The sequence below is a fragment of the Tardiphaga sp. 619_E2_N8_4 genome (assembly GCF_051810905.1).
GTDB classification, from domain to species: domain Bacteria; phylum Pseudomonadota; class Alphaproteobacteria; order Rhizobiales; family Xanthobacteraceae; genus Tardiphaga; species Tardiphaga robiniae.
In genome coordinates this window covers 5177002-5194925 of record NZ_JBPWQJ010000001.1, presented here as the reverse complement: position 1 = coordinate 5194925, position 17924 = coordinate 5177002, and the positions used below count along the sequence as shown (strand labels likewise).

Genomic DNA, 17924 nt, shown 5'->3' with positions numbered 1-17924 from the left:
GTCGTGCAAGTGGGCGCTAAGTTATGGAACACCTTAAGTTGCCAAGTTGCCGCTCACGCTTAGGCCGTGGGCGATTGCGATCAAGTCCTCCGTATTCGGTCGCCGAAGACGGAGATTTGCCTCTAATTGACTCAGGTTATTATCAATGGGCCAAGGCTTCCGATCTCAGGCATAGCCACGCCTGCGATGCCTTGCAAGTCCCGTAAAGCCGGGCACTTGATTCTAGAACACACCTGAGTTGTTCATCTCGCTTAGTCCAAAGGCGAACCATCGTCTTGCGCTCGCGATTCAAATCGCATTGCATCTCAGTGAATTTCACAATTATTGATTCCATGCGCTGCCGGAAGCGTCGAGCGGTCAGATATTCATAGGCCACTTCGATTTTCGTCCGTTGTCCTTCAGCAGCTAGTTTGTTTCCAGCGATCTGGCCGCGTGGATGGGGCTGGTCATCCAAAGTTCACGTGCCACAGCCGTCGGGGACAGTTTGAGGTTTGTTCACCACGCCATTTCGTTGCCTTGGCGGTGCAAATCGTGATGGTGATCCCGGCACAGCAGCATAGTGAATTCGCATTTGTCAGTCGACGTATTGTGGGCGATGGTAAAGCATCACGCGGCCTTCAGCGAATACGTAGAGCTCAATGCTCGATTTTTTCTCAAGATGTCGTAAGTGCGTTGGATTTTGACAAGAGAATCGCTCAGGCAACTAAGCTGGATAGGTACGCCAAGGCAGCGCTTGCGAAGCGTAACTCAGCCATTAAGGCAACAAACTCTTATTAAAAGTCTACAAAACGAACCCAATTCGTCATTGAGCATCGTGCTGTCACCGTTGTCGCAGCAAATAAAAGACTTTCTATGAATGCGATCCGGGGCCTCTGTTGTGCTCATTGACAAATCGCTCCAAGATCAGAACTTACATCCGTAATTTGACGGGTAATATTGAGATGCAGACCGGTACTGGCGCTCTGAAAACATCGATGAACGAGGCGTTACCTCTCTGGTCAGGCGTAGGTTGGGATGTGCAATCAGGGAGCTTCGCCGAGAGGTTGTACGTCAACGGTTCTCCTGACCTCGTCGCCCCCCGCCGTGTCCGCGTGCAAGCCCGCCAGATCTATTGCTTCGCGAAGGCCGCACAACTTGGCTGGTATCCTGACGGCGCCGAGATTGCGCGTAAGGGTCTCGATTACATGCTGGCCAAAGCTAAGTCGCCGGATGGCAAGCCGGGCTTCGTGCATATTCTCGCGCCCGATGGTTCGGTGCTGAACCCGCTGCGTGACACCTATGACCACGCTTTCGTCCTGCTGGCACTGGCGACGGTCTATCAACTGGATCGCGATGCAAAGGTGCGCGCCGAAATCGACGAATTGATGCAGTTCATCGATACGCAACTGCGCTCGCCCGATGGAGGCTATGTGGAAGGCGTGCCGGCTTCGATGCCGCGTCGGCAGAATCCGCAGATGCATCTGCTGGAGGCCTTCATCGCCGCTTTTGACGCGACTCATGATCAGGCATTTCAGGCGCGGGCCGGCGATCTGTTCGGTCTGTTCTCGTCGAATCTGTTCGATGCGAAGAAGGGCGTGCTCGGCGAGTATTTCGAACAGGACTGGTCGCGGATCGAACCGGTCAGCGTCGAGCCCGGCCATCAGGCCGAATGGGTCTGGCTGCTCAAGGGCTTCGAACGCATCACCGGCTGCCCGACCGGCAAGCAGCGTGCAGCGTTGCTCGAATCCGCGCTGCGCTATCGCGACGCCACCGGCTGTCTGGTGGACGAAGGCGACGCCCTGGGCAATATCGTCAAGGCAACGCGGCGCTGCTGGCCGCAAACCGAGATCGTCAAGGCCTGGGTGGCGCAGGCGGAGTCAGGCGTCGAAGGTGCGGCCGACGAGGCACGGGCGGCGCTGATGCGGCTGGACAAGTATTATCTGCAGCATCCCGTCAAAGGCGGCTGGTACGATCAGTTCGACGGTGAGGGACGCTCGCTGGTCGATGCGATCCCGGCGTCATCCTTCTATCATATTCTATGCGCGGTCGCCGAAGCCGAACGGGTGCTCGGCGCCTGACCGCCTGTGCGATCTAGCGGATGGCTTCGTTCGGATCCGTCGGCTTGGTCCGGAACACCACGAAATGCGACATCGTGAAATTCACGATGAAGCTGACCAAAATGGCCAGAAGCTTGGCGGCGTAGACCGGCATGAAGTGCGACAGCACCACCAGCGTGGTGGTGGTCGCGATCACGCCTAATACACCCGAGGCGACAAAGCTAAGATAATCCTTCCGCCGCAGCACGCGGCCGGATTCGGCGCGGAACGTGATCATGGTGTTCATCACGTAGGAACACGATACGGCCACCAGCCAGGCTATGACATTGGCGGGCACCAGCGGCAGCTTCAGCACCTGATAGGCGAGGGTAAAGATGGCGAGATCGATGAGGGTGTTGCCGAGGCCAATCACGCCGAAGCTGATGATCTTCGACACCGTGGGGCGCGACAGCCAGGTCTCGACAATTTGTGGTAAAATCAGTCTCACGGCAGCAGGCATCCTCGATCTGGGCGGCTGCATAGCAGGATCGCCCGGGGAAGTCCGGCTTTTTATGATGCGCCGCGGCAGTCCTGCGCGGTCAGTTCCCGCGCTCGTCCGCGATGATCTTGCCGTCATTGGGCAGCGAGGCCGGCGCCACCAGCTCCACGGCCCCACCGAGCTTGCTGACGGCCCTGAGGGTGGCTGTGACGGCCTCCTGCAGGCCGGGCTTGTCCTGGGCTCCCACTTCGGCCTTCAGCACCATGGCGTCATTCTCACCGTCTCGGGACACCACCAGCCGTAGCCGTCCGAGTTCCGGGTGCCGCTTGCCGATTTCGGCGACCTGTTCGGGTCGCACGAACATGCCCTTGACCTTGGTGGCCTGATCGGCACGGCCCATCCAGCCCCGGATGCGCATATTGCTCCGGCCGCAGGCGCTGGCGCCGGGCAGGGCGGCGGTCAGGTCGCCCAGTGCCAGCCGGATCCACGGGTGGTGCGGATCCAGCGACGTCACCACGATCTCGCCGACATCGCCCTCGGTCACAGGTGCGCCGGTCCCAGGGGTCACGATTTCCAGGATGAGGTCCTCATTGACGATCAGGCCGTCCCGGGCCGTGCTCTCATAGGCGATGAAGCCCAGATCGGCGGTGGCGAAGGCCTGATAGGCCTCGACACCGCGCGATGCGATCTCGGCCTGCAGTGAGGGTGGGAAGGCCGCGCCGGACACCATCGCGCGCTTGATCGAGGAAATGTCGCGCTTGGCGGCTTTCCCGGCATCGAGCAGGATCTTCAGGAAATCCGGCGTGCCGCTATAGGCTGATGGACGATAGGCTTCGATCAGTTCGAGTTGTTGTTCGGTATTACCCGGGCCGGCGGGGATCACAGCGCAGCCGAGTGCCCGTGCGGCGCCGTCGAAGATGAAGCCGCCGGGGGTCAGGTGATAGCTGAAAGTATTCAGCACCACGTCGCCCGCGCGGAAACCTGCGGCATAGAGCGCCCGCGCGCCGCGCCAGGGATCGGCCTGTTTCGACTCCGGCTCGAAAATAGGCCCCGGCGAGGTGAACAACCGGCCGAACGAGCCGGTCGCGCCTGACACGAAACCGCCGAACGGTGGGCTGGCCTTGTGCAGGGCCGGCAGGTCGGATTTGCGCAGCACCGGCAACTGCGCCAGTGCCGCGCGGTTGATGATGGCGGCGGGATCGATGCCCTTGAGATGCTCCGCATAAGCGGGCGCCTGCATCGCGTGGCGCAGCACATCGGGCAGGCGCGAAAACAGATTGGCCTGGCGCTGCGACGGATCGCAATTTTCGAGTGTGTCGAAGTGGCGCATCTGGGTGTGTCCTGGTGGTTTGGCGTCGTCGCGGTTATTCCGGTAGCCTGTGGCGCCGTGCTAGTGGGAAATCATGTTGTCAGAACGTATCGTCCAATGGCTCGACAGCTTCGGCCAGCTTGATTTTCCTGCTGCCGTCGTGTTGGCCGCATTGGTGGTTGCCTCTTCGTTTTTGCCGGTCCCGCGAACATTCATCGTGTTCGGTGCCGGTGCTGCGTTCGGCTTGCGCTCTCTCGTCGTCATTATTCCAGTCGCCGCGGCTGCATCCGCTCTGGCCTTTATGTTGGCGCGCTCCGTTCTGCGCGGCTGGGTGGAGCGGCAGACCGAAAAACGCGCGGCCTGGCGTCTCATTGCCCAGGCCGTCGATGACGAGGGCTGGCGCATCGTCGCACTGATGCGGTTTGGCGGACCATTGCCCAATTCGGTGCAGAATTATTTGTTCGGTTTGACAAATATCGGACTGCTCCCGTTCGCCCTGGTCACTTTCCTGTTCACGCTGCCGCAGCTCGTGCTTTACGTGTATCTCGGTGCGTCCGGACGGGCGTTGTTGCTCGATGATGGACCAATGCCGCTCAACCGTGTGTCGATTGCCATGGCCCTGGTCATTGTGCTTGTCATCCTGTTGCTGGTGTCGCGCCGCATTCGCGCGATCCTTGCACGCAAGACCAGCATCGCGACCTGCGGGGCCGTGAGCAGCTAAAGCCATCGCTTCCTGCGCTTGAAGCTCTTCAGGTTCTTGAAGCTCTTGCGCTGGTCGCCGGCGCCGCCGAGATAGAACTCCTTCACATCCTCATTGTCGCGCAGCTCATCGGCGGTGCCGTCGAGCACCACCTTACCCTGTTCCATGATGTAGCCGTGACTTGCCACCGACAGCGCGGCACGCGCGTTCTGCTCGACCAGCAGAATGGTGACGCCGAGATCGCGGTTGATCTTCTTGATGATGGCGAACACCTCCTTCACCAGCAGTGGCGACAGGCCCATGGAGGGTTCGTCCATCAGGATCATCTTCGGCCGCGCCATCAGCGCTCGCCCGATCGCCAGCATCTGCTGCTCGCCGCCGGAGAGATAGCCGGCGAGGCCGGTGCGCTCCTTCAGGCGCGGGAAATAATCGAACACCATGTCGATATCGGTGGAGACCTCGTTGTCCCTGCGCGTGAAGGCGCCGAGCCGCAGGTTCTCCAGTGACGTCATGTCGGACACGATGCGGCGGCCTTCCATCACCTGGAAGATGCCGCGGCGGACGATCTTGTCGGGATCGATGCCGTCGATGCGCGTGCCATCGAACAGGATTTCGCCGCGCGTGACTTCGCCGTCTTCGGTTTTCAGAAGGCCGGAGATCGCCTTCAATGTGGTCGACTTGCCGGCACCATTGGCGCCGAGCAGCGCAACGATCGCGCCCTTCGGCACCTCCATGCTGAGGCCGCGCAGCACCAGGATGACGTCGTCATAGACGACCTCGATATTGCGGATGTCGAGCAGGGGGGCGGTGGCGGGGGCCACTGCAATCTTCGTCTCGGGCTGAAGTGTAGTTTGCACAGTTGTCACTCCGGTCGCTGTTCTTTTCCCTCCCCCTTGCGGGGAGGGTGGCCGGCCCACTTGGGCCGGTCGGGTGGGGGTGCCACAAGCGCCGTCGCTCGTGGCCCCCCACCCCTGACCCCTCCCCGCAAGGGGGAGGGGAACATCGGCGTCTTAGTTCAAACTACCACCCGTGCCATTCCGGCTTGCGCGGCAGCTCCACGGTCTTCACCTTCTCCAGCTTGATCGTGCCCTTGGCCATCAGGTCGTTGAGATCGCCATCGGTCGCGCCGGTGACCTTCGAGCGATACAGATCGACTTTCGTGGTCGGGCGGTGATCCTTGTCGGTCCAGGTCGAGGGATTGCAGACGCCCTCCATGCCGGCCGGTACCCAGTCCTTCTTCTGATAGAACCCCTTGGCGACGTTCTCGCCGGTGGCGCCGCCGTTCTTCGCGGCCCAGTCCAGCGCTTCCTTCATGTAGAGCGAAGTGCAGACCGCCGCGATGTAGTGCACCGGGCGATAGATCTTGCCCGAAGGATCGGAGATCTTGGAAATCTCCTGCACCGTCTTCATGCCCGGCGCGTTGCCGCCCCAACTCACCGCCGTGCGCAGCGGGAAGATCACGCCATCGGCAGCATCGCCTGCGGCCTTTGCCGCGTTCTCGTCCATGCCCCACACATTGCTCATGAACTGTACGTCGACGCCGGCTGCCTTGCAGGCCTTCATCACCGAGATGTTCGAAGCTGCGGTGTTGCCGAGATAAGCGTAGTTGGCGCCGGCGCTCTTCAGGCTGAGGCACTGCGCGCTGTAGTCACCGGGCGCAAGTGCGAAGACCAATGGCGGCAGGACGTCAAAGCCGAGTTCGGCGGCGAGCGCTTCACCCGCGGCTTTAGGCGCGTTGGGGTAGGGATGGTTGGCGCCCATATGGACATATTTCGGCTTGCCCGACTTGCCCTTGGACTTCCAGTCTTCCGCTGCCCAGGTCAGTTCGGCGCGCAGCGCGTCCGAATAGGACGGGCCGTAGAAGAAGTTATACGGCGCAGGCTTCGCCTTGCCGCCGGCACCGGTCGGGTCGGTCAGCGCGGCCGAGTAGGAGCCCGAGATATCCGGGATCTTGTCCTGTGCGAGGAAGCCGGTGAGCGCTTCGGTATCTGCCGTGCCCCAGCCCATGATCGCCGCGACCTTGTCGGCGCCGGACCACTTCTTGTACAGGGCTATGGCGCGCGGCACCTGATAGCCATAGTCGTTGCTATCGAGATTGACCTGCTTGCCGCCGACGCCGCCGTTCTTGTTGATCCAGGCATAGGTATCGACAACTCCCTGGCCATAGGGCGTACCGACGTCGGACGTGCCGCCGGAATAATCGGCGAGGTGGCCGACGGCGATCTGCGCCTGCGCACTGGCGGAGGCGCCCGTAATGAGAAGGGCAATGGATGCGGACGTTAGAAATGTTTTCATCGTCATGAGCATTCTCCCGTTGGATTTTATATTTTGTCGTTTCGTCCAGTCCGTCCCGTTCTCAATGCGAGAACGGGTAGAGTTTCCAGTAGGTCTTGATCTGCCGCCAGCGATGCGCGAGTCCGTCGGGTTCGAACACCAGAAACGCGATGATGATGAGGCCGATGGCAATCTCGCGCAGGAAGGTGAGATTGTTGTTGAGCGCCAGCGCCTTGTCGATGACGCCGCCCTTCAGCTCCATGCTGATCCATTCCATCGCTTCCGGCACCAGCACCACGAAGGCCGTGCCCATCAGCGTGCCCATGATCGAGCCGGTACCGCCGATGATGACCATTGCCAGGAACAGGATCGAGCGCTCGATGCCGAAACCCTCGTTGGAGACCACGAGCTGGTTATGCGCGTACAGCGCGCCGGCGATGCCGGCGAAGAACGCCGCGAGGCCGAAGGACAGCGTGCGATATTTGGTGAGATTGATGCCCATGATCTCGGCCGAGAGATAGTGATCACGCACAGCCACCAGCGCGCGGCCGTCGCGCGAGCGCATCAGGTTGGTAACCAGCAGATAGCTCGCCACCACATAGGCCAGCACCACATAGAAATACTGCCGGTCGCCGCGCAGCGTATGGTCGAAGATCGAGAACGCTTTGGCCGTCGCCGGCACCGAGCCGCCGCTGAACCAGTCGGCGCGGGAGAAGAAGTCGAGCAGAATGTATTGCGCGGCCAGCGTGGCGATAACGAGGTACAGCCCCTTCAACCGTGCCGCCGGCAGGCCGAAAATGAGTCCCACGATGGCCGTTACCACGCCGGCGATGGGAATCGAGAAAAACACCGGGATCGGATAGTTGTTGGAGATATAGGCCGAGGTGAAAGCGCCGAACAGGAAGAACGCGGCGTGGCCGATGGAGATCTGGCCGGTGAAGCCGACCAGGATGTTGAGCCCCAGCGCCGCGATGCCGTAGATGCCGATCATGATCAGCTGGCTGAGCCAGTATTCGCTGAGCAGTTGTGGCGCGAAGCAGATCAGCACCACGCCGAGGATCGCCGCGTTGCGGCTGGTGGTGGTCGGGAAGATGGTGGTGTCGACCGCATAGCTGCTGCGGAAGTCGCCGGCGGGAATGAGGGAGGGGCTTGCCATGATGCTTTACACCCGCTCGATGTCTTTGGTGCCGAACAGGCCGTAAGGCTTGATCATCAGGATGATGATGAGCACGTAGAACGGCGCGACCTCATAGAGATTGCCCCAGTGCAGATATTCGCTGTCGATGAATTGCGCGAAGTTCTCCAGCAGCCCGATGATGATGCCGCCAACCACGGCGCCGCCGATGGAGTCGAGGCCGCCGAGGATGACCGCCGGAAACACCTTGATGCCGTAGATCGACAGGCCGGATGACACGCCGTTGACGACGGCGACGACGACGCCGGCGACCGCGGAGACCATGGCCGAGATTGCCCAGGCCATGGCGAACACCGTCTTGACGGAAATGCCGAGCGATTGCGCCACCTGCTGGTTGAACGCGGTGGCGCGCATCGCCAGGCCCCATTTCGACACCTTGAAGAACCACGCCATGCCGATCATCATCGCGACCGATACCACGAGGCTCATCACATAGACGGTCTGGATCTGTAGGCTACCGATCGTCACCGACTGGCTGGTGAAGACACGCGGGAATGGCTGCGGGTTGACGCCATAGATCCATTTCAGTGCCGCCTGGAATACGGCGGACAGCGCGATGGTCACCATGATCACCGAGATGACCGGCTCGCCGACCAGCGGCCGCAGGATCACGACCTGGATCAGGATGCCGAAGGCGAACATGAACACCAGCGTCATCGGCATGCCCAGCCAGAACGGCACCTGGTATTTGGTCAGCAGCGTCCAGCACACCCACGCGCCGATCAGCAGTAATTCGCCTTGCGCGAAATTCACGACCTGCGTCGCTTTGTAGATCAGCACGAACGACATCGCGACCACGCCATACAGCGTGCCGACTACGAGGCCGTTGACCAGAAGCTGGAGGAGGAACTGCGTGTTCATGCTGTCGGTCTCATTCGGCGGCCTGCATGCGCGCACTATCCCGCGCCATATCCACCACGACCAATCGCGTGCGGATGCGCTGGGAGGTGCCGTCCTGGAAGCGGATCGTTGTGTCGACGGGGATGTCCCGCGCACCGCCATAGATGCCGTCGATGATATCCGCGTATTTCTCGTTGATGACGCTGCGGCGGACTTTTCGCGTGCGGGTCAGCTCGCCGTCGTCGGCGTCGAGCTCCTTGTACAGCAGCAGGAATTTGGCGATCCGCTGCGCCGGCGGCAGCGTGGCATTCACCGTCGCGACTTCCTTGCGGATCATCTCATAGACCTCTGGGCGCGACGACAGGTCCGTATAGGTTGTAAACGAGATGCGGTTCTTCTCGGCCCATTTCGAGATGATCGAGAAGCGGATGCAGATCATCGCCGCGAGTGCGTCGCGGTTATCGCCCAGCACCACCGTCTCTGCGATATAGGGCGAGAATTTCAGCTTGTTCTCGATATATTGCGGGGAGAAGCGCTCGCCGCGCGCGGTCTGCGCCAGATCCTTGATGCGGTCGATGACGACGAGCTGCTTGTTGTCGTTGAAATAGCCGGCATCGCCGGAATGCATCCAGCCATCGCGCAGGTCGGCAGCGGAGGCCTCGGGCGATTTGTAATAGCCGAGGAACATATTGGGGTGCCTGACCACGATCTCGCCAACGCCTTGCACATCGGGATCGCGGACTTCGATCTCGATACCACTGCCCATGGCGATGCCGGTGGTGTCGGGATCGACGGCGTCCGGCGGATGCAGCGTGAAGGCGCCGAGTGTTTCGGTCTGGCCATAGAGCGTGCGCAGCGGCACGCCCATGGCGCGGAAGAATTTGAATGTATCGGGGCCCAGTGCGGCGCCGCCGGTGGCGGCCGAGCGCAGCCGTGTGAAGCCGAGACGATCACGCAGGGCACGAAACAGCAGCGTATCGGCGACGGCCGAGCGCTTGCCTTGCGCAAGTGCGGACAGGCCCGACTTCATGCCGAGCTCATACAGGCTTTGCTTCAGCGGCGACGAATCCATCACCCGTGCGCGCACGTCAGCTGCGATACCTTCCCAGACCCGCGGGGCGAATAGCACGAAAGTAGGCGCGATCTCGCGAAAATCGTTCATCATGGTGTCGGCTTGCTCGACGAAGTTGACCTTCATCCGGCTCAGGAGACCTTTGCCGAGCGCATAGACCTGTTCCATGATCCAGGGCAGCGGCAGCACCGAAACATATTCATCATCCGGTCCCTTCGGATCGAACGACAGATACACCGCGCAGTGGCCGAGCACGCGGCCCGTCGCGAGCATCGCCAGCTTGGGATTCGACGTGGTGCCTGACGTGGTGCAGAGGATCGCGACATCCTCGCCCTGCGTCGCATCGACCAGTTGATCGTAGAGCCCCGGCTCGCGCGCCGCGCGGTCGCGGCCCATCTGCGCAAGCCTGTCCGCTTCTAGCAGACGTGGGTCGTCATACTTCCGCATGCCGCGCGGATCGCTGTAGACGATGTGCTTCAGCGCGGGGACTCGCTCGGCGAGGGTGAGCAGCTTGTCGACCTGTTCTTCATCCTCGGCGAACACGATCTTGGCTTCGCCGTAGTTGAGGAGATAGGCGGCTTCCTCGTCGAGTACGTCGCGATAGAGACCGAGGCTCATACCACCGATGGCATGCGCGGCGATCTCGGCAGCGACCCAGTCGGGCCGATTGTCGCCGATGATGCCGATGACATCGCCACGGGCTATACCGAGCTCGACCATGCCGAGCGTGAAATCCTTCACCCGGGCATGATAATCGTTCCAGGTGAACTCCCGCCACAGGCCGAAATCCTTCTCGCGCAGCGCGATCTCTTGGCCATGTTCTTTGGCGTTGAGGCGCAGCAGCTTTGGATAGGTGTCTGCCTGTTTGACGCGTCCGGCATAGTCCATCATGCGGCACTCTCCGCAGCGATAGGCGCATGGTCGGGATCGACGAGGGCTTCGTCTTCTTCACCGAGATAGGCGCGCTTGACGTGTGGATCGGCGAGCACGGCAGCCGGATCGCCCTCGGCGATCTTGCGGCCGAAATCCAGCACCATCACGCGATGGGAGATATCCATCACGACGCCCATGTCGTGCTCGATCATCATCACCGTCATCCCGTATTCTTCATTGAGATCGACGATATAACGCGCCATGTCTTCCTTCTCCTCGAAGTTCATGCCGGCCATCGGCTCATCGAGGAGGATAAGGTTCGGCTCCAGCGCCATCGCGCGGGCGAGTTCGACGCGTTTGCGCAGACCATAGGGAAGGGTTCCGGCGGTCGCCTTGCGCACGCTCTGCAGATCGAGGAAGTCGATGATCTCCTCCACCTTGCGGCGATGCTCGAGCTCTTCCTTGCGCGCGCCGGTCAGCCAGTACAGCGAGCCGGTGAGGAAGTTGTTCTTCAGAAGGTGATGGCGGCCGACCATGATGTTGTCGAGCACGCTCATATGATGAAACAGCGCGAGGTTCTGAAAGGTGCGGCCGATGCCGAGGCCGGGACGGGCGTTGGGGTTGAGCCCGGTGATATCCTTGCCGTGATAGAACAGCTGGCCTTCGGTGGGGCGATAGCGGCCGGAGATGCAGTTGACGATGGAGGTCTTGCCGGCGCCGTTCGGCCCGATGATCGAGAACAGCTCGCCGTCATTGACAGCGAAGCTCACATCGGTGAGCGCGCGAACGCCACCAAAGCGCAGTGACACCCCGCGCACGTCCAGAGCAACCGCCACTCAAATCCTCCCAGATACGGCGCTTGTCGCGCTCTTTATCCACGTTCCTCGGATGGTCCCGAGCCTATATCGCCCGGTCACGCTAAGCCATTCTACTAATGACCTTTCGCGGTAGTCTTCCCTACGTCAAATCGGTATCCTGAAATGTCTCGCGGCGGACAATCTGCCTGCCAATTTGTCGCGCGAGCGTTCTTTTGCGCTGCAACATTCGAAGTGAGGCGGACCCTATGATTGCTGCAGATCATCTCAAGCGCATCGCGGCCTGGGCGCGGGACCTGAACGAGAAGGAGATCGAGGTCGCGCGCGCGGGCATCGTCGAGAAGTCGTTCAAGGCGAATGAATTCGTCTGCATGCGCGGCGACCAGTTCGAATACTGGACCGGCGTGGTGAGCGGTCTGGCGAAGATCGGCACCATCTCGCGCAGCGGCAAGGAAGTCAGCATCACCGGCCTGACGGCCGGTGCGTGGTTCGGCGAGGGCAGCGTGCTGAAGAACGAACCGCGACGTTACGACATTGTCCCGCTACGCGACTCCAAGCTCGCATTCATGGAGCGCCCGGCATTCATGTGGCTGTTCGAGAACAGTGTCGGCTTCAACCGCTTCCTGGTTTCGCTGTTGAACGAACGGCTCGGTCAGTTCATCGCACTGACTGAATATGGCCGCAGGCTCGACGCTACAGGGCGTCTCGCGCGCTGCATTGCCTCGCTGTTCAACCCGATACTCTATCGCGACGCGACCAGGCATCTGGATATCACCCAGGAAGAGCTCGGTGCCATCAGCGGCATTTCGCGGCAGAGGGCGAACCAGTGCCTGCAGACGCTGGAGAAGGAGGGTCTGCTGCGCCTCGAATATGGTGGCGTGACAGTGGTCGATCTAGAGAAGCTGGGCAGCTACGGCGATTAGGGATTCCCTCGCCCCGCTTGCGGGGAGAGGGTGGCGTGGACGAAGTCCGCGACGGGTGAGGGGGAGCCAGCGAGTGAAACACTGGCTCCCCCTCACCCGAAGCCTCGCTGACGCTCGGCTCCGACCTCTCCCCGCAAGCGGGGCGAGGTAAGGAAGTCGGCGCTCACACTTCCAGCCATTCCCTGCGCACGGCGTCATTGGCCTTGAGCTCAGCCGGTGTTCCCTCGAACACGATGCGGCCGTGGCCCATCACATAGACCCGGTGCGAGATGCGCAGCGCGATCGAGAGCTTTTGCTCGACCAGCAGGATCGCCACGCCGCGGCGCGCGATCTCGGCGATGAGGTCGCCGACCTGCTGGACGATGATCGGTGCAAGGCCCTCGGTGGGCTCGTCGATCATCACGAGTTCAGGATCGCCCATCAGCGTGCGGCAGATCGTCAACATCTGCTTCTCGCCGCCGGACAGCACGCCGGCCGCAGTGTCGGCGCGCGCGGCGAGGTTCGGAAACATGCCGAGCATGTCGTCGAGCTTCCACTTGCCGGGATGGCGCGGATCCTTAACGCCCAGCATCAGGTTCTGCCGCACCGTGAGACCCGGAAAGATGTCGCGATGCTCCGGCACATAGCCGAGGCCGAGATGCGCGATCCTGAAGCTCGGCAGGCCGGCGATATTGGCGCCCTTGAAGGTGATGGTGCCGTGTGGTGGCACTTCACCCATGATGGCCTTCACGGTGGTGGAGCGCCCGACGCCGTTGCGGCCGAGCAGGCTGACGACCTCGCCGGCATCGATGTGCAGATCGACGCCCTGCAGGATGTGGCTCTTGCCGTAATAGGCGTGCAGGTCCTGAACTTGGAGCATCACGCCACTTCCTCGCCGAGATAGGCTTCCTTGACCTTGGGATTGCCGCGGATTTCCTCCGGCGTGCCCGAGGCGATGATCTGGCCGTAGACCAGAACCGAGATGCGGTCGGCGAGGCCGAACACCACGCTCATGTCGTGCTCGACAATCAGCAGCGTGCGGCCTTCGGTCAGCCGCCGGATCAGTGCCACGGCACGCTCGGTCTCGGCGTGACTCATGCCGGCCGTGGGCTCGTCCAGCAGGATGACATCGGCGCCGCCTGCAATGGTGATACCGATTTCGAGCGCGCGCTGCTCGGCATAGGTCAAAAGACCCGCGGGCACGTCGCGGCGCGATACGAGGTTGATATCCTGCAGAATCTGCGCAGTGCGGTCGCGCACCTCCGGCAGGTTGTCGACATTCTTCCAGAACGCGTAACGATGCCCGGTCGCCCACAGTACGGCGCAGCGCAGGTTCTCCCACACGCTCATCTTGGCAAAGACGTTGGTAACCTGGAAGCTGCGCGACAGTCCGCGGCGGTTGATCTGGAACGGCGGCAGGCCCGAGATCACCTGATCGCGCAGCAGGATGCTGCCGACTGATGGCTTCATATAGCCTGATATCAGATTGAACAGCGTCGACTTGCCGGCGCCGTTGGGGCCGATCAGCGCGTGGCGTTCGCCTTGGGCGACCGTCAGGTTGACGTTGCGGATCACGGAGGTGATGCCGAAGGTCTTCTCGACGCCGCGCAATTCAATGGCGGTGCTCATGCGGCCACTCCCTTCTCGCGCGCCGCGGTCAGGGCATCGTCCCAACTGCCGGCGACGCGCGCCCAGGTCTTGCGCGCGATGATGAAGCCGCCGATCAGCAGCACGGCGGCAACGGCCCAGATCGCAGGGTTCGCTGCATCGAATGGAATCCCGAACGCCTTGATGTGGGAATCCTCGCCGGGATTGACGGTGAAGTGGACGGTGGTCTCGATCGCCAGCATCAGGCCGGTGATCATCGCCAGCGTCGGCACGAAGGCGACGAGATAGCTCGGCAGCACGCGGCTGAGCGTGCCGCCTTTCAGCAGCGGCCGGTGCATCATCAGCAGGCCTGTAATGCCGCCGGGCGCGAACATCACCACGGCGATGAAGATCAGGCCGAAATAGAGCTGCCAGACCTGCGTGAGATCGGAGAGGCCGAGCGACAGCAGCGTGACGAAGATCGCGCCGACGATCGGGCCGATGAAGAAGCCGACGCCGCCGATATAGGTGGCGAACAACACGGTGCCCGATTGCACAGCGCCGAGATAGGCCGAATTGGCGATCTCGAAATTGATTGCGGCCAGCGCGCCCGCTATGCCGGCGAACAGGCCGGAGAAGCAGAAGGCGATGTAGCGGATGATGTGCGGATCGTAGCCGACGAATTGCACGCGTTCGGGATTGTCGCGCACGGCGTTGCACATGCGCCCCAGCGGCGTGCGGGTGAGGGCATACATCGCGATGACGGCGATCAATGTCCAGGCCGCGACCAGATAATAGATCTGGATCTGCGGGCCGAAGCTCCAGTCGAACAGGCGCAGGACTTTGGTGCGATTGGCGGAGACGCCGGCTTCACCGCCGAAGAAGGTGCGCAGGATCAGTGCCGAGGATGCGACGAGTTCTGCGACGCCAAGCGAGATCATCGCAAAGGCCGTACCGGAGCGCCGCGTCGACACCCAGCCGAGCAGCATGGCGAAGACGAGGCCAGCCGCGCCGCCGACCAGCGGCACCAGCGGCAGCGGGATCGCAAACTTGTTCCTGGCGATGATGTTGATGGCGTGGATCGCCAAAAAGCCGCCGAGGCCATAATAGACCGCGTGGCCGAACGACAGCATGCCGGTCTGGCCGAGCAGGATATTGTAGGACAGCGAGAAGATGATCGAAATGCCGATCAGGCTGAAGGTGGTCAGCGATCCGCCCGACGAGAACAGTTTCGGCAGCACCAGCAGCGCCAGCGCGGCGGCGATCCAGATGCCGTAGAATTTCAGCCGGTCGGAGGCGGCGGGACGGGGCGGCGCGATGGTTGCCGGAATTTTGGCGGTGGCGTCGCTCATGTGTCGCGTGTTCCCAGCAGGCCCATCGGGCGGAAGATCAGGATCAGCACCAGCAGCAGATAGGGCATGATCGGTGCGATCTGGGCGACGGTGACGTTCCAGATATCGGAGAGCCAGGTGGCGGCATAGTCGGGGCTGAGCGGGCCGAAGGCGCCGGCCAGCGAGCCGTTCATCGATACGGCAAAGGTCTGCACGAGGCCGATCAGCAATGAGGCAATGAAGGCACCGGGCAGCGAGCCGAGGCCGCCGACCACCACGACGACGAACAGGATCGGACCAAGCAGACCGGCCATGTTGGATTGCGTGACCAGTGCCGGGCCTGCGATCACGCCGGCGACGGCGGCGAGCGCGGTGCCGACGCCGAACACCAGCATGAAGATGCGCCCGACATTGTGTCCGAGATGGCCGACCATATGCGGATGCGTCAGCGCCGCCTGTACGATCAGGCCGATGCGCGTGCGCTTCAGCACCACCAGCAATCCGATGAAGATCACGATGGAGACGACCAGCATGAAGATCTTGAAGGCCGGGTAGTTGGTGGAGAACAGCGTGAAGGCCGGGAAGTCGAGCAGCGGCGGAACGCGGAAATCGACCGGGCTCTTGCCCCAGATGATCTGCACGATCTCCTCGATGGCGAAAGCAAGCCCGAAGGTGAACAGCAGCTCGGCGACGTGGCCGTTCTTGTGAACGTGACGCAGGCCGTAGCGTTCGACGGCGGCGCCGAGCGCGCCGGCCAGCAGTGGCGCGAGGATCAGCGCCGGCCAGAAGCCGAACCAGCGGCTGATCTGGAAGCCGAAGAATGCGCCGAGCATATAGAAACTGGCATGGGCGAAGTTCAGCACGCCAAGCATGCTGAAGATCACCGTCAGGCCCGAGGCCATCAGGAACAGCAGCATGCCGTACAGAACGCCGTTGAGCGTGGAAATGACGATCAGTTCAAGCACGAAGTATCTGCCTCTCGGGTGAGGAGTGTGCCGGAGTGCGGCGGCGTCTTAACCTCTCCCCGCTTGCGGGGAGAGGTCGGATTGCGCAGCAATCCGGGTGAGGGGGAGGCAGTGAGTGAAACTGAGAGTCCCCCTCATCCGTCCCGAACTTGCTCTGCAAGTTCGGTCCCTTCTCCCCGCAGGCGGGGAGAAGGCAGGGCTTACGGCCGTTCCATCTTGCAGGTGGTCGGCAGCACTGTCTGCGGCGTGTCGATCTTGGCGGCTAGCTTCCAGCCCCAGCCGGTCTTTTCCTCGTCGAACGGCTCCTTGTCGGTGCGCTCGCCGAACGAGGCGATATACATTGGCTGGAAGAACTGATGGTCGTCCTTGCGCATGTTGCCCTTGCCGCCGTCGAACACCTCGAACTCCATGCCTTCGAGGGCCGCAGCCACCTTCACCGGATCGAGCGACTTGGCTTTCTCGGCGGCCGCGGCGAACATGCGCATCTCGTTCACGGCGCGTGGATAGAACAGGCTGAAGTCATACTTCGCGCGCAGTGCCTTTTCGAACACGTCGGCCGAGGCGTGGCCGAGATTCGGGATGCCTTCGGCGATCTGGAACACCTGATGGTTCAGGCCGGCCTGCTTGATGGCAGTCGGGCCACCAGTGCCGCCGGCGTAGTAAGTGAACCAGCTCACCTTCAGGCCCGCGTCAGCGGCAGCCTTCAGCAAGAGGGCAAAATCCTGACCCCAGTTGCCGGTGATGACGCTATCGGCGCCGGAGGCCTTGATCTTCGCGATGTAGGGCGCGAAGTCGGTGATCTTTAGCAGCGGATGCAGCTCGTCGCCGACGATCTTGACGTCGGGCCGCTTGGCGCCGAGCATGGCGCGCGCCTGGCTGCGCACCGACTGGCCGAACGAGTAGTCCTGATTGATCAGGTAGACGTTCTTCACCGCAGGCACGGTCTTGATGTAGTTGGTGAGCGCTTCCATCTTGATGTCTGAATTGGCGTCCCAGCGGAAATGCCAGAAGCTGCATTTCTCGTTGGTCAGCACCGGATCAACGGCGGCATAATTGAAGTACAGGACTTCCTTGCCGGGATTGCGGTCGTTGAACTTGGTGACGAAATCCGACAGCGCACCGGCGACCGACGAGCCGTTGCCCTGGGTGATGTAGCGAATGCCGCCATCGATCGCCTTCTGCGCCTGGATCAGGCTCTCTTGCGGATTGGTCTTGTTGTCGAGGGGGACGATCTCGACCTTCTTGCCGAGGATGCCGCCCTTGGCGTTCAGCTCATCGGCGAGAAACTGGAAGGTCTTGAGGCCGACTTCGCCGACGCTGGCGCCGCCGCCGGACAGTGGGTCGATATAACCGATCTTCACGGTCTCCTGCGCCATCGCCGTGCCGCCGAGCATCGGCAGCGCAATGGACGCAATGAGGGCTAGTTTGCGCATGGTGTTTCTCCCTGGAAGCATTTGTGCTGGCCGTTTTCGCGGCGCCGAATCTTTTGATCCATCCGTCGCTGGCCTTATGCCGGGAGTGTGAGCCATGGCGGTAGAAGCTGCAAG

Annotated in this window: 16 protein-coding genes and 1 pseudogene; 3 read left to right on the top strand and 14 right to left on the bottom strand. The window is 61.9% G+C overall.

Translation table 11 applies throughout. From position 1 onward, the window contains the following. Positions 1–142: 142 nt before the first annotated feature. Positions 143–376 (bottom strand): DUF2130 domain-containing protein, encoded by a 234-nt coding sequence (locus tag AB8A23_RS24815; protein ID WP_439060460.1) that lies wholly within the window; start codon positions 374–376, stop codon positions 143–145. 598 nt (positions 377–974) lie between these two features. On the opposite strand from AB8A23_RS24815, the pseudogene AB8A23_RS24810 reads away from it, so the two are divergent. Further along, positions 975–2057 (top strand): annotated as a pseudogene (locus AB8A23_RS24810) (AGE family epimerase/isomerase); the annotation flags it as partial. Between the two features lie 13 nt (positions 2058–2070). On the opposite strand, the gene AB8A23_RS24805 reads toward AB8A23_RS24810, so the two are convergent. Both AB8A23_RS24805 and AB8A23_RS24800 read right to left on the bottom strand, forming a co-directional pair. Continuing rightward, complete coding sequence (locus AB8A23_RS24805; protein WP_089268162.1) at positions 2071–2523, bottom strand: GtrA family protein; 453 nt, start codon at positions 2521–2523, stop codon at positions 2071–2073. A 91-nt stretch (positions 2524–2614) separates the two neighbouring features. Next, positions 2615–3844, bottom strand: coding sequence for a phenylacetate--CoA ligase family protein (locus AB8A23_RS24800; protein WP_439057820.1), 1230 nt, complete (start codon positions 3842–3844; stop codon positions 2615–2617). 76 nt (positions 3845–3920) lie between these two features. Here AB8A23_RS24800 and AB8A23_RS24795 point away from each other — a divergent pair, with 76 nt between their 5' ends. Further along, positions 3921–4544 carry a VTT domain-containing protein gene (locus AB8A23_RS24795; RefSeq protein ID WP_439057821.1) on the top strand — a complete coding sequence of 208 codons (624 nt, stop codon included), beginning with the start codon at positions 3921–3923 and terminating at the stop codon, positions 4542–4544. Here the strand turns inward: AB8A23_RS24795 and AB8A23_RS24790 are convergent. The 6 genes from AB8A23_RS24790 to AB8A23_RS24765 form a co-directional block, all read right to left on the bottom strand. Continuing rightward, the gene (locus AB8A23_RS24790) at positions 4541–5380 is read right to left on the bottom strand and encodes an ABC transporter ATP-binding protein (protein WP_439057822.1); all 840 of its coding nucleotides are present in this window, start codon (positions 5378–5380) and stop codon (positions 4541–4543) included. The genes AB8A23_RS24795 and AB8A23_RS24790 overlap by 4 nt on opposite strands. A gap of 163 nt (positions 5381–5543) precedes the next feature. Then, positions 5544–6824, bottom strand: coding sequence for an ABC transporter substrate-binding protein (locus AB8A23_RS24785; RefSeq protein ID WP_309946339.1), 1281 nt, complete (start codon positions 6822–6824; stop codon positions 5544–5546). Between the two features lie 55 nt (positions 6825–6879). Beyond that, entirely contained in the window at positions 6880–7953 is a 1074-nt protein-coding gene (locus AB8A23_RS24780) for a branched-chain amino acid ABC transporter permease (protein WP_439057823.1), read from the bottom strand. Between the two features lie 6 nt (positions 7954–7959). Beyond that, on the bottom strand, positions 7960–8853 hold the full coding sequence (locus AB8A23_RS24775; RefSeq protein WP_089268124.1) for a branched-chain amino acid ABC transporter permease: 894 nt from the start codon (positions 8851–8853) through the stop codon (positions 7960–7962). Positions 8854–8863: 10 nt separating this feature from the next. Further along, positions 8864–10795, bottom strand: coding sequence for a long-chain fatty acid--CoA ligase (locus AB8A23_RS24770; RefSeq protein ID WP_439057824.1), 1932 nt, complete (start codon positions 10793–10795; stop codon positions 8864–8866). Then, positions 10792–11613 carry an ABC transporter ATP-binding protein gene (locus AB8A23_RS24765; RefSeq protein WP_093760123.1) on the bottom strand — a complete coding sequence of 274 codons (822 nt, stop codon included), beginning with the start codon at positions 11611–11613 and terminating at the stop codon, positions 10792–10794. Before AB8A23_RS24765 ends, AB8A23_RS24770 begins: the two co-directional genes overlap by 4 nt. A 227-nt stretch (positions 11614–11840) precedes the next feature. Here AB8A23_RS24765 and AB8A23_RS24760 point away from each other — a divergent pair, with 227 nt between their 5' ends. Continuing rightward, on the top strand, positions 11841–12515 hold the full coding sequence (locus tag AB8A23_RS24760; RefSeq protein WP_093760121.1) for a Crp/Fnr family transcriptional regulator: 675 nt from the start codon (positions 11841–11843) through the stop codon (positions 12513–12515). A gap of 163 nt (positions 12516–12678) precedes the next feature. Here the strand turns inward: AB8A23_RS24760 and AB8A23_RS24755 are convergent, their stop codons facing one another. The 5 genes from AB8A23_RS24755 to AB8A23_RS24735 form a co-directional block, all read right to left on the bottom strand. Further along, positions 12679–13374, bottom strand: a complete 696-nt coding sequence (locus AB8A23_RS24755) for an ABC transporter ATP-binding protein (RefSeq protein ID WP_439057825.1) — start codon at positions 13372–13374, stop codon at positions 12679–12681. Then, positions 13374–14123 carry an ABC transporter ATP-binding protein gene (locus AB8A23_RS24750; protein WP_231077459.1) on the bottom strand — a complete coding sequence of 250 codons (750 nt, stop codon included), beginning with the start codon at positions 14121–14123 and terminating at the stop codon, positions 13374–13376. Before AB8A23_RS24750 ends, AB8A23_RS24755 begins: the two co-directional genes overlap by 1 nt. Then, positions 14120–15433: a branched-chain amino acid ABC transporter permease gene (locus AB8A23_RS24745; RefSeq protein WP_309946332.1), complete on the bottom strand. Its 1314-nt coding sequence runs from the start codon at positions 15431–15433 to the stop codon at positions 14120–14122. Before AB8A23_RS24745 ends, AB8A23_RS24750 begins: the two co-directional genes overlap by 4 nt. Further along, positions 15430–16377: a branched-chain amino acid ABC transporter permease gene (locus AB8A23_RS24740; protein ID WP_068738207.1), complete on the bottom strand. Its 948-nt coding sequence runs from the start codon at positions 16375–16377 to the stop codon at positions 15430–15432. The genes AB8A23_RS24745 and AB8A23_RS24740 overlap by 4 nt, the downstream gene beginning before the upstream one ends. Before the next feature lie 200 nt (positions 16378–16577). Beyond that, complete coding sequence (locus AB8A23_RS24735) at positions 16578–17810, bottom strand: branched-chain amino acid ABC transporter substrate-binding protein (protein WP_089268117.1); 1233 nt, start codon at positions 17808–17810, stop codon at positions 16578–16580. Between the last annotated feature and the right edge of the window lie 114 nt (positions 17811–17924).

Bases quoted from the DNA above. Each gene is read 5' to 3' on its own strand.
- AB8A23_RS24785 (WP_309946339.1), bottom strand. From the start codon at position 6,824: ATGACGATGAAAACATTTCTAACGTCCGCATCCATTGCCCTTCTCATT.
- AB8A23_RS24800 (WP_439057820.1), bottom strand. From the start codon at position 3,844: ATGCGCCACTTCGACACACTCGAAAATTGCGATCCGTCGCAGCGCCAG.
- AB8A23_RS24780 (WP_439057823.1), bottom strand. From the start codon at position 7,953: ATGGCAAGCCCCTCCCTCATTCCCGCCGGCGACTTCCGCAGCAGCTAT.
- AB8A23_RS24755 (WP_439057825.1), bottom strand. From the start codon at position 13,374: ATGCTCCAAGTTCAGGACCTGCACGCCTATTACGGCAAGAGCCACATC.
- AB8A23_RS24745 (WP_309946332.1), bottom strand. From the start codon at position 15,433: ATGAGCGACGCCACCGCCAAAATTCCGGCAACCATCGCGCCGCCCCGT.
- AB8A23_RS24770 (WP_439057824.1), bottom strand. From the start codon at position 10,795: ATGATGGACTATGCCGGACGCGTCAAACAGGCAGACACCTATCCAAAG.
- AB8A23_RS24760 (WP_093760121.1), top strand. From the start codon at position 11,841: ATGATTGCTGCAGATCATCTCAAGCGCATCGCGGCCTGGGCGCGGGAC.
- AB8A23_RS24735 (WP_089268117.1), bottom strand. From the start codon at position 17,810: ATGCGCAAACTAGCCCTCATTGCGTCCATTGCGCTGCCGATGCTCGGC.
- AB8A23_RS24775 (WP_089268124.1), bottom strand. From the start codon at position 8,853: ATGAACACGCAGTTCCTCCTCCAGCTTCTGGTCAACGGCCTCGTAGTC.
- AB8A23_RS24750 (WP_231077459.1), bottom strand. From the start codon at position 14,123: ATGAGCACCGCCATTGAATTGCGCGGCGTCGAGAAGACCTTCGGCATC.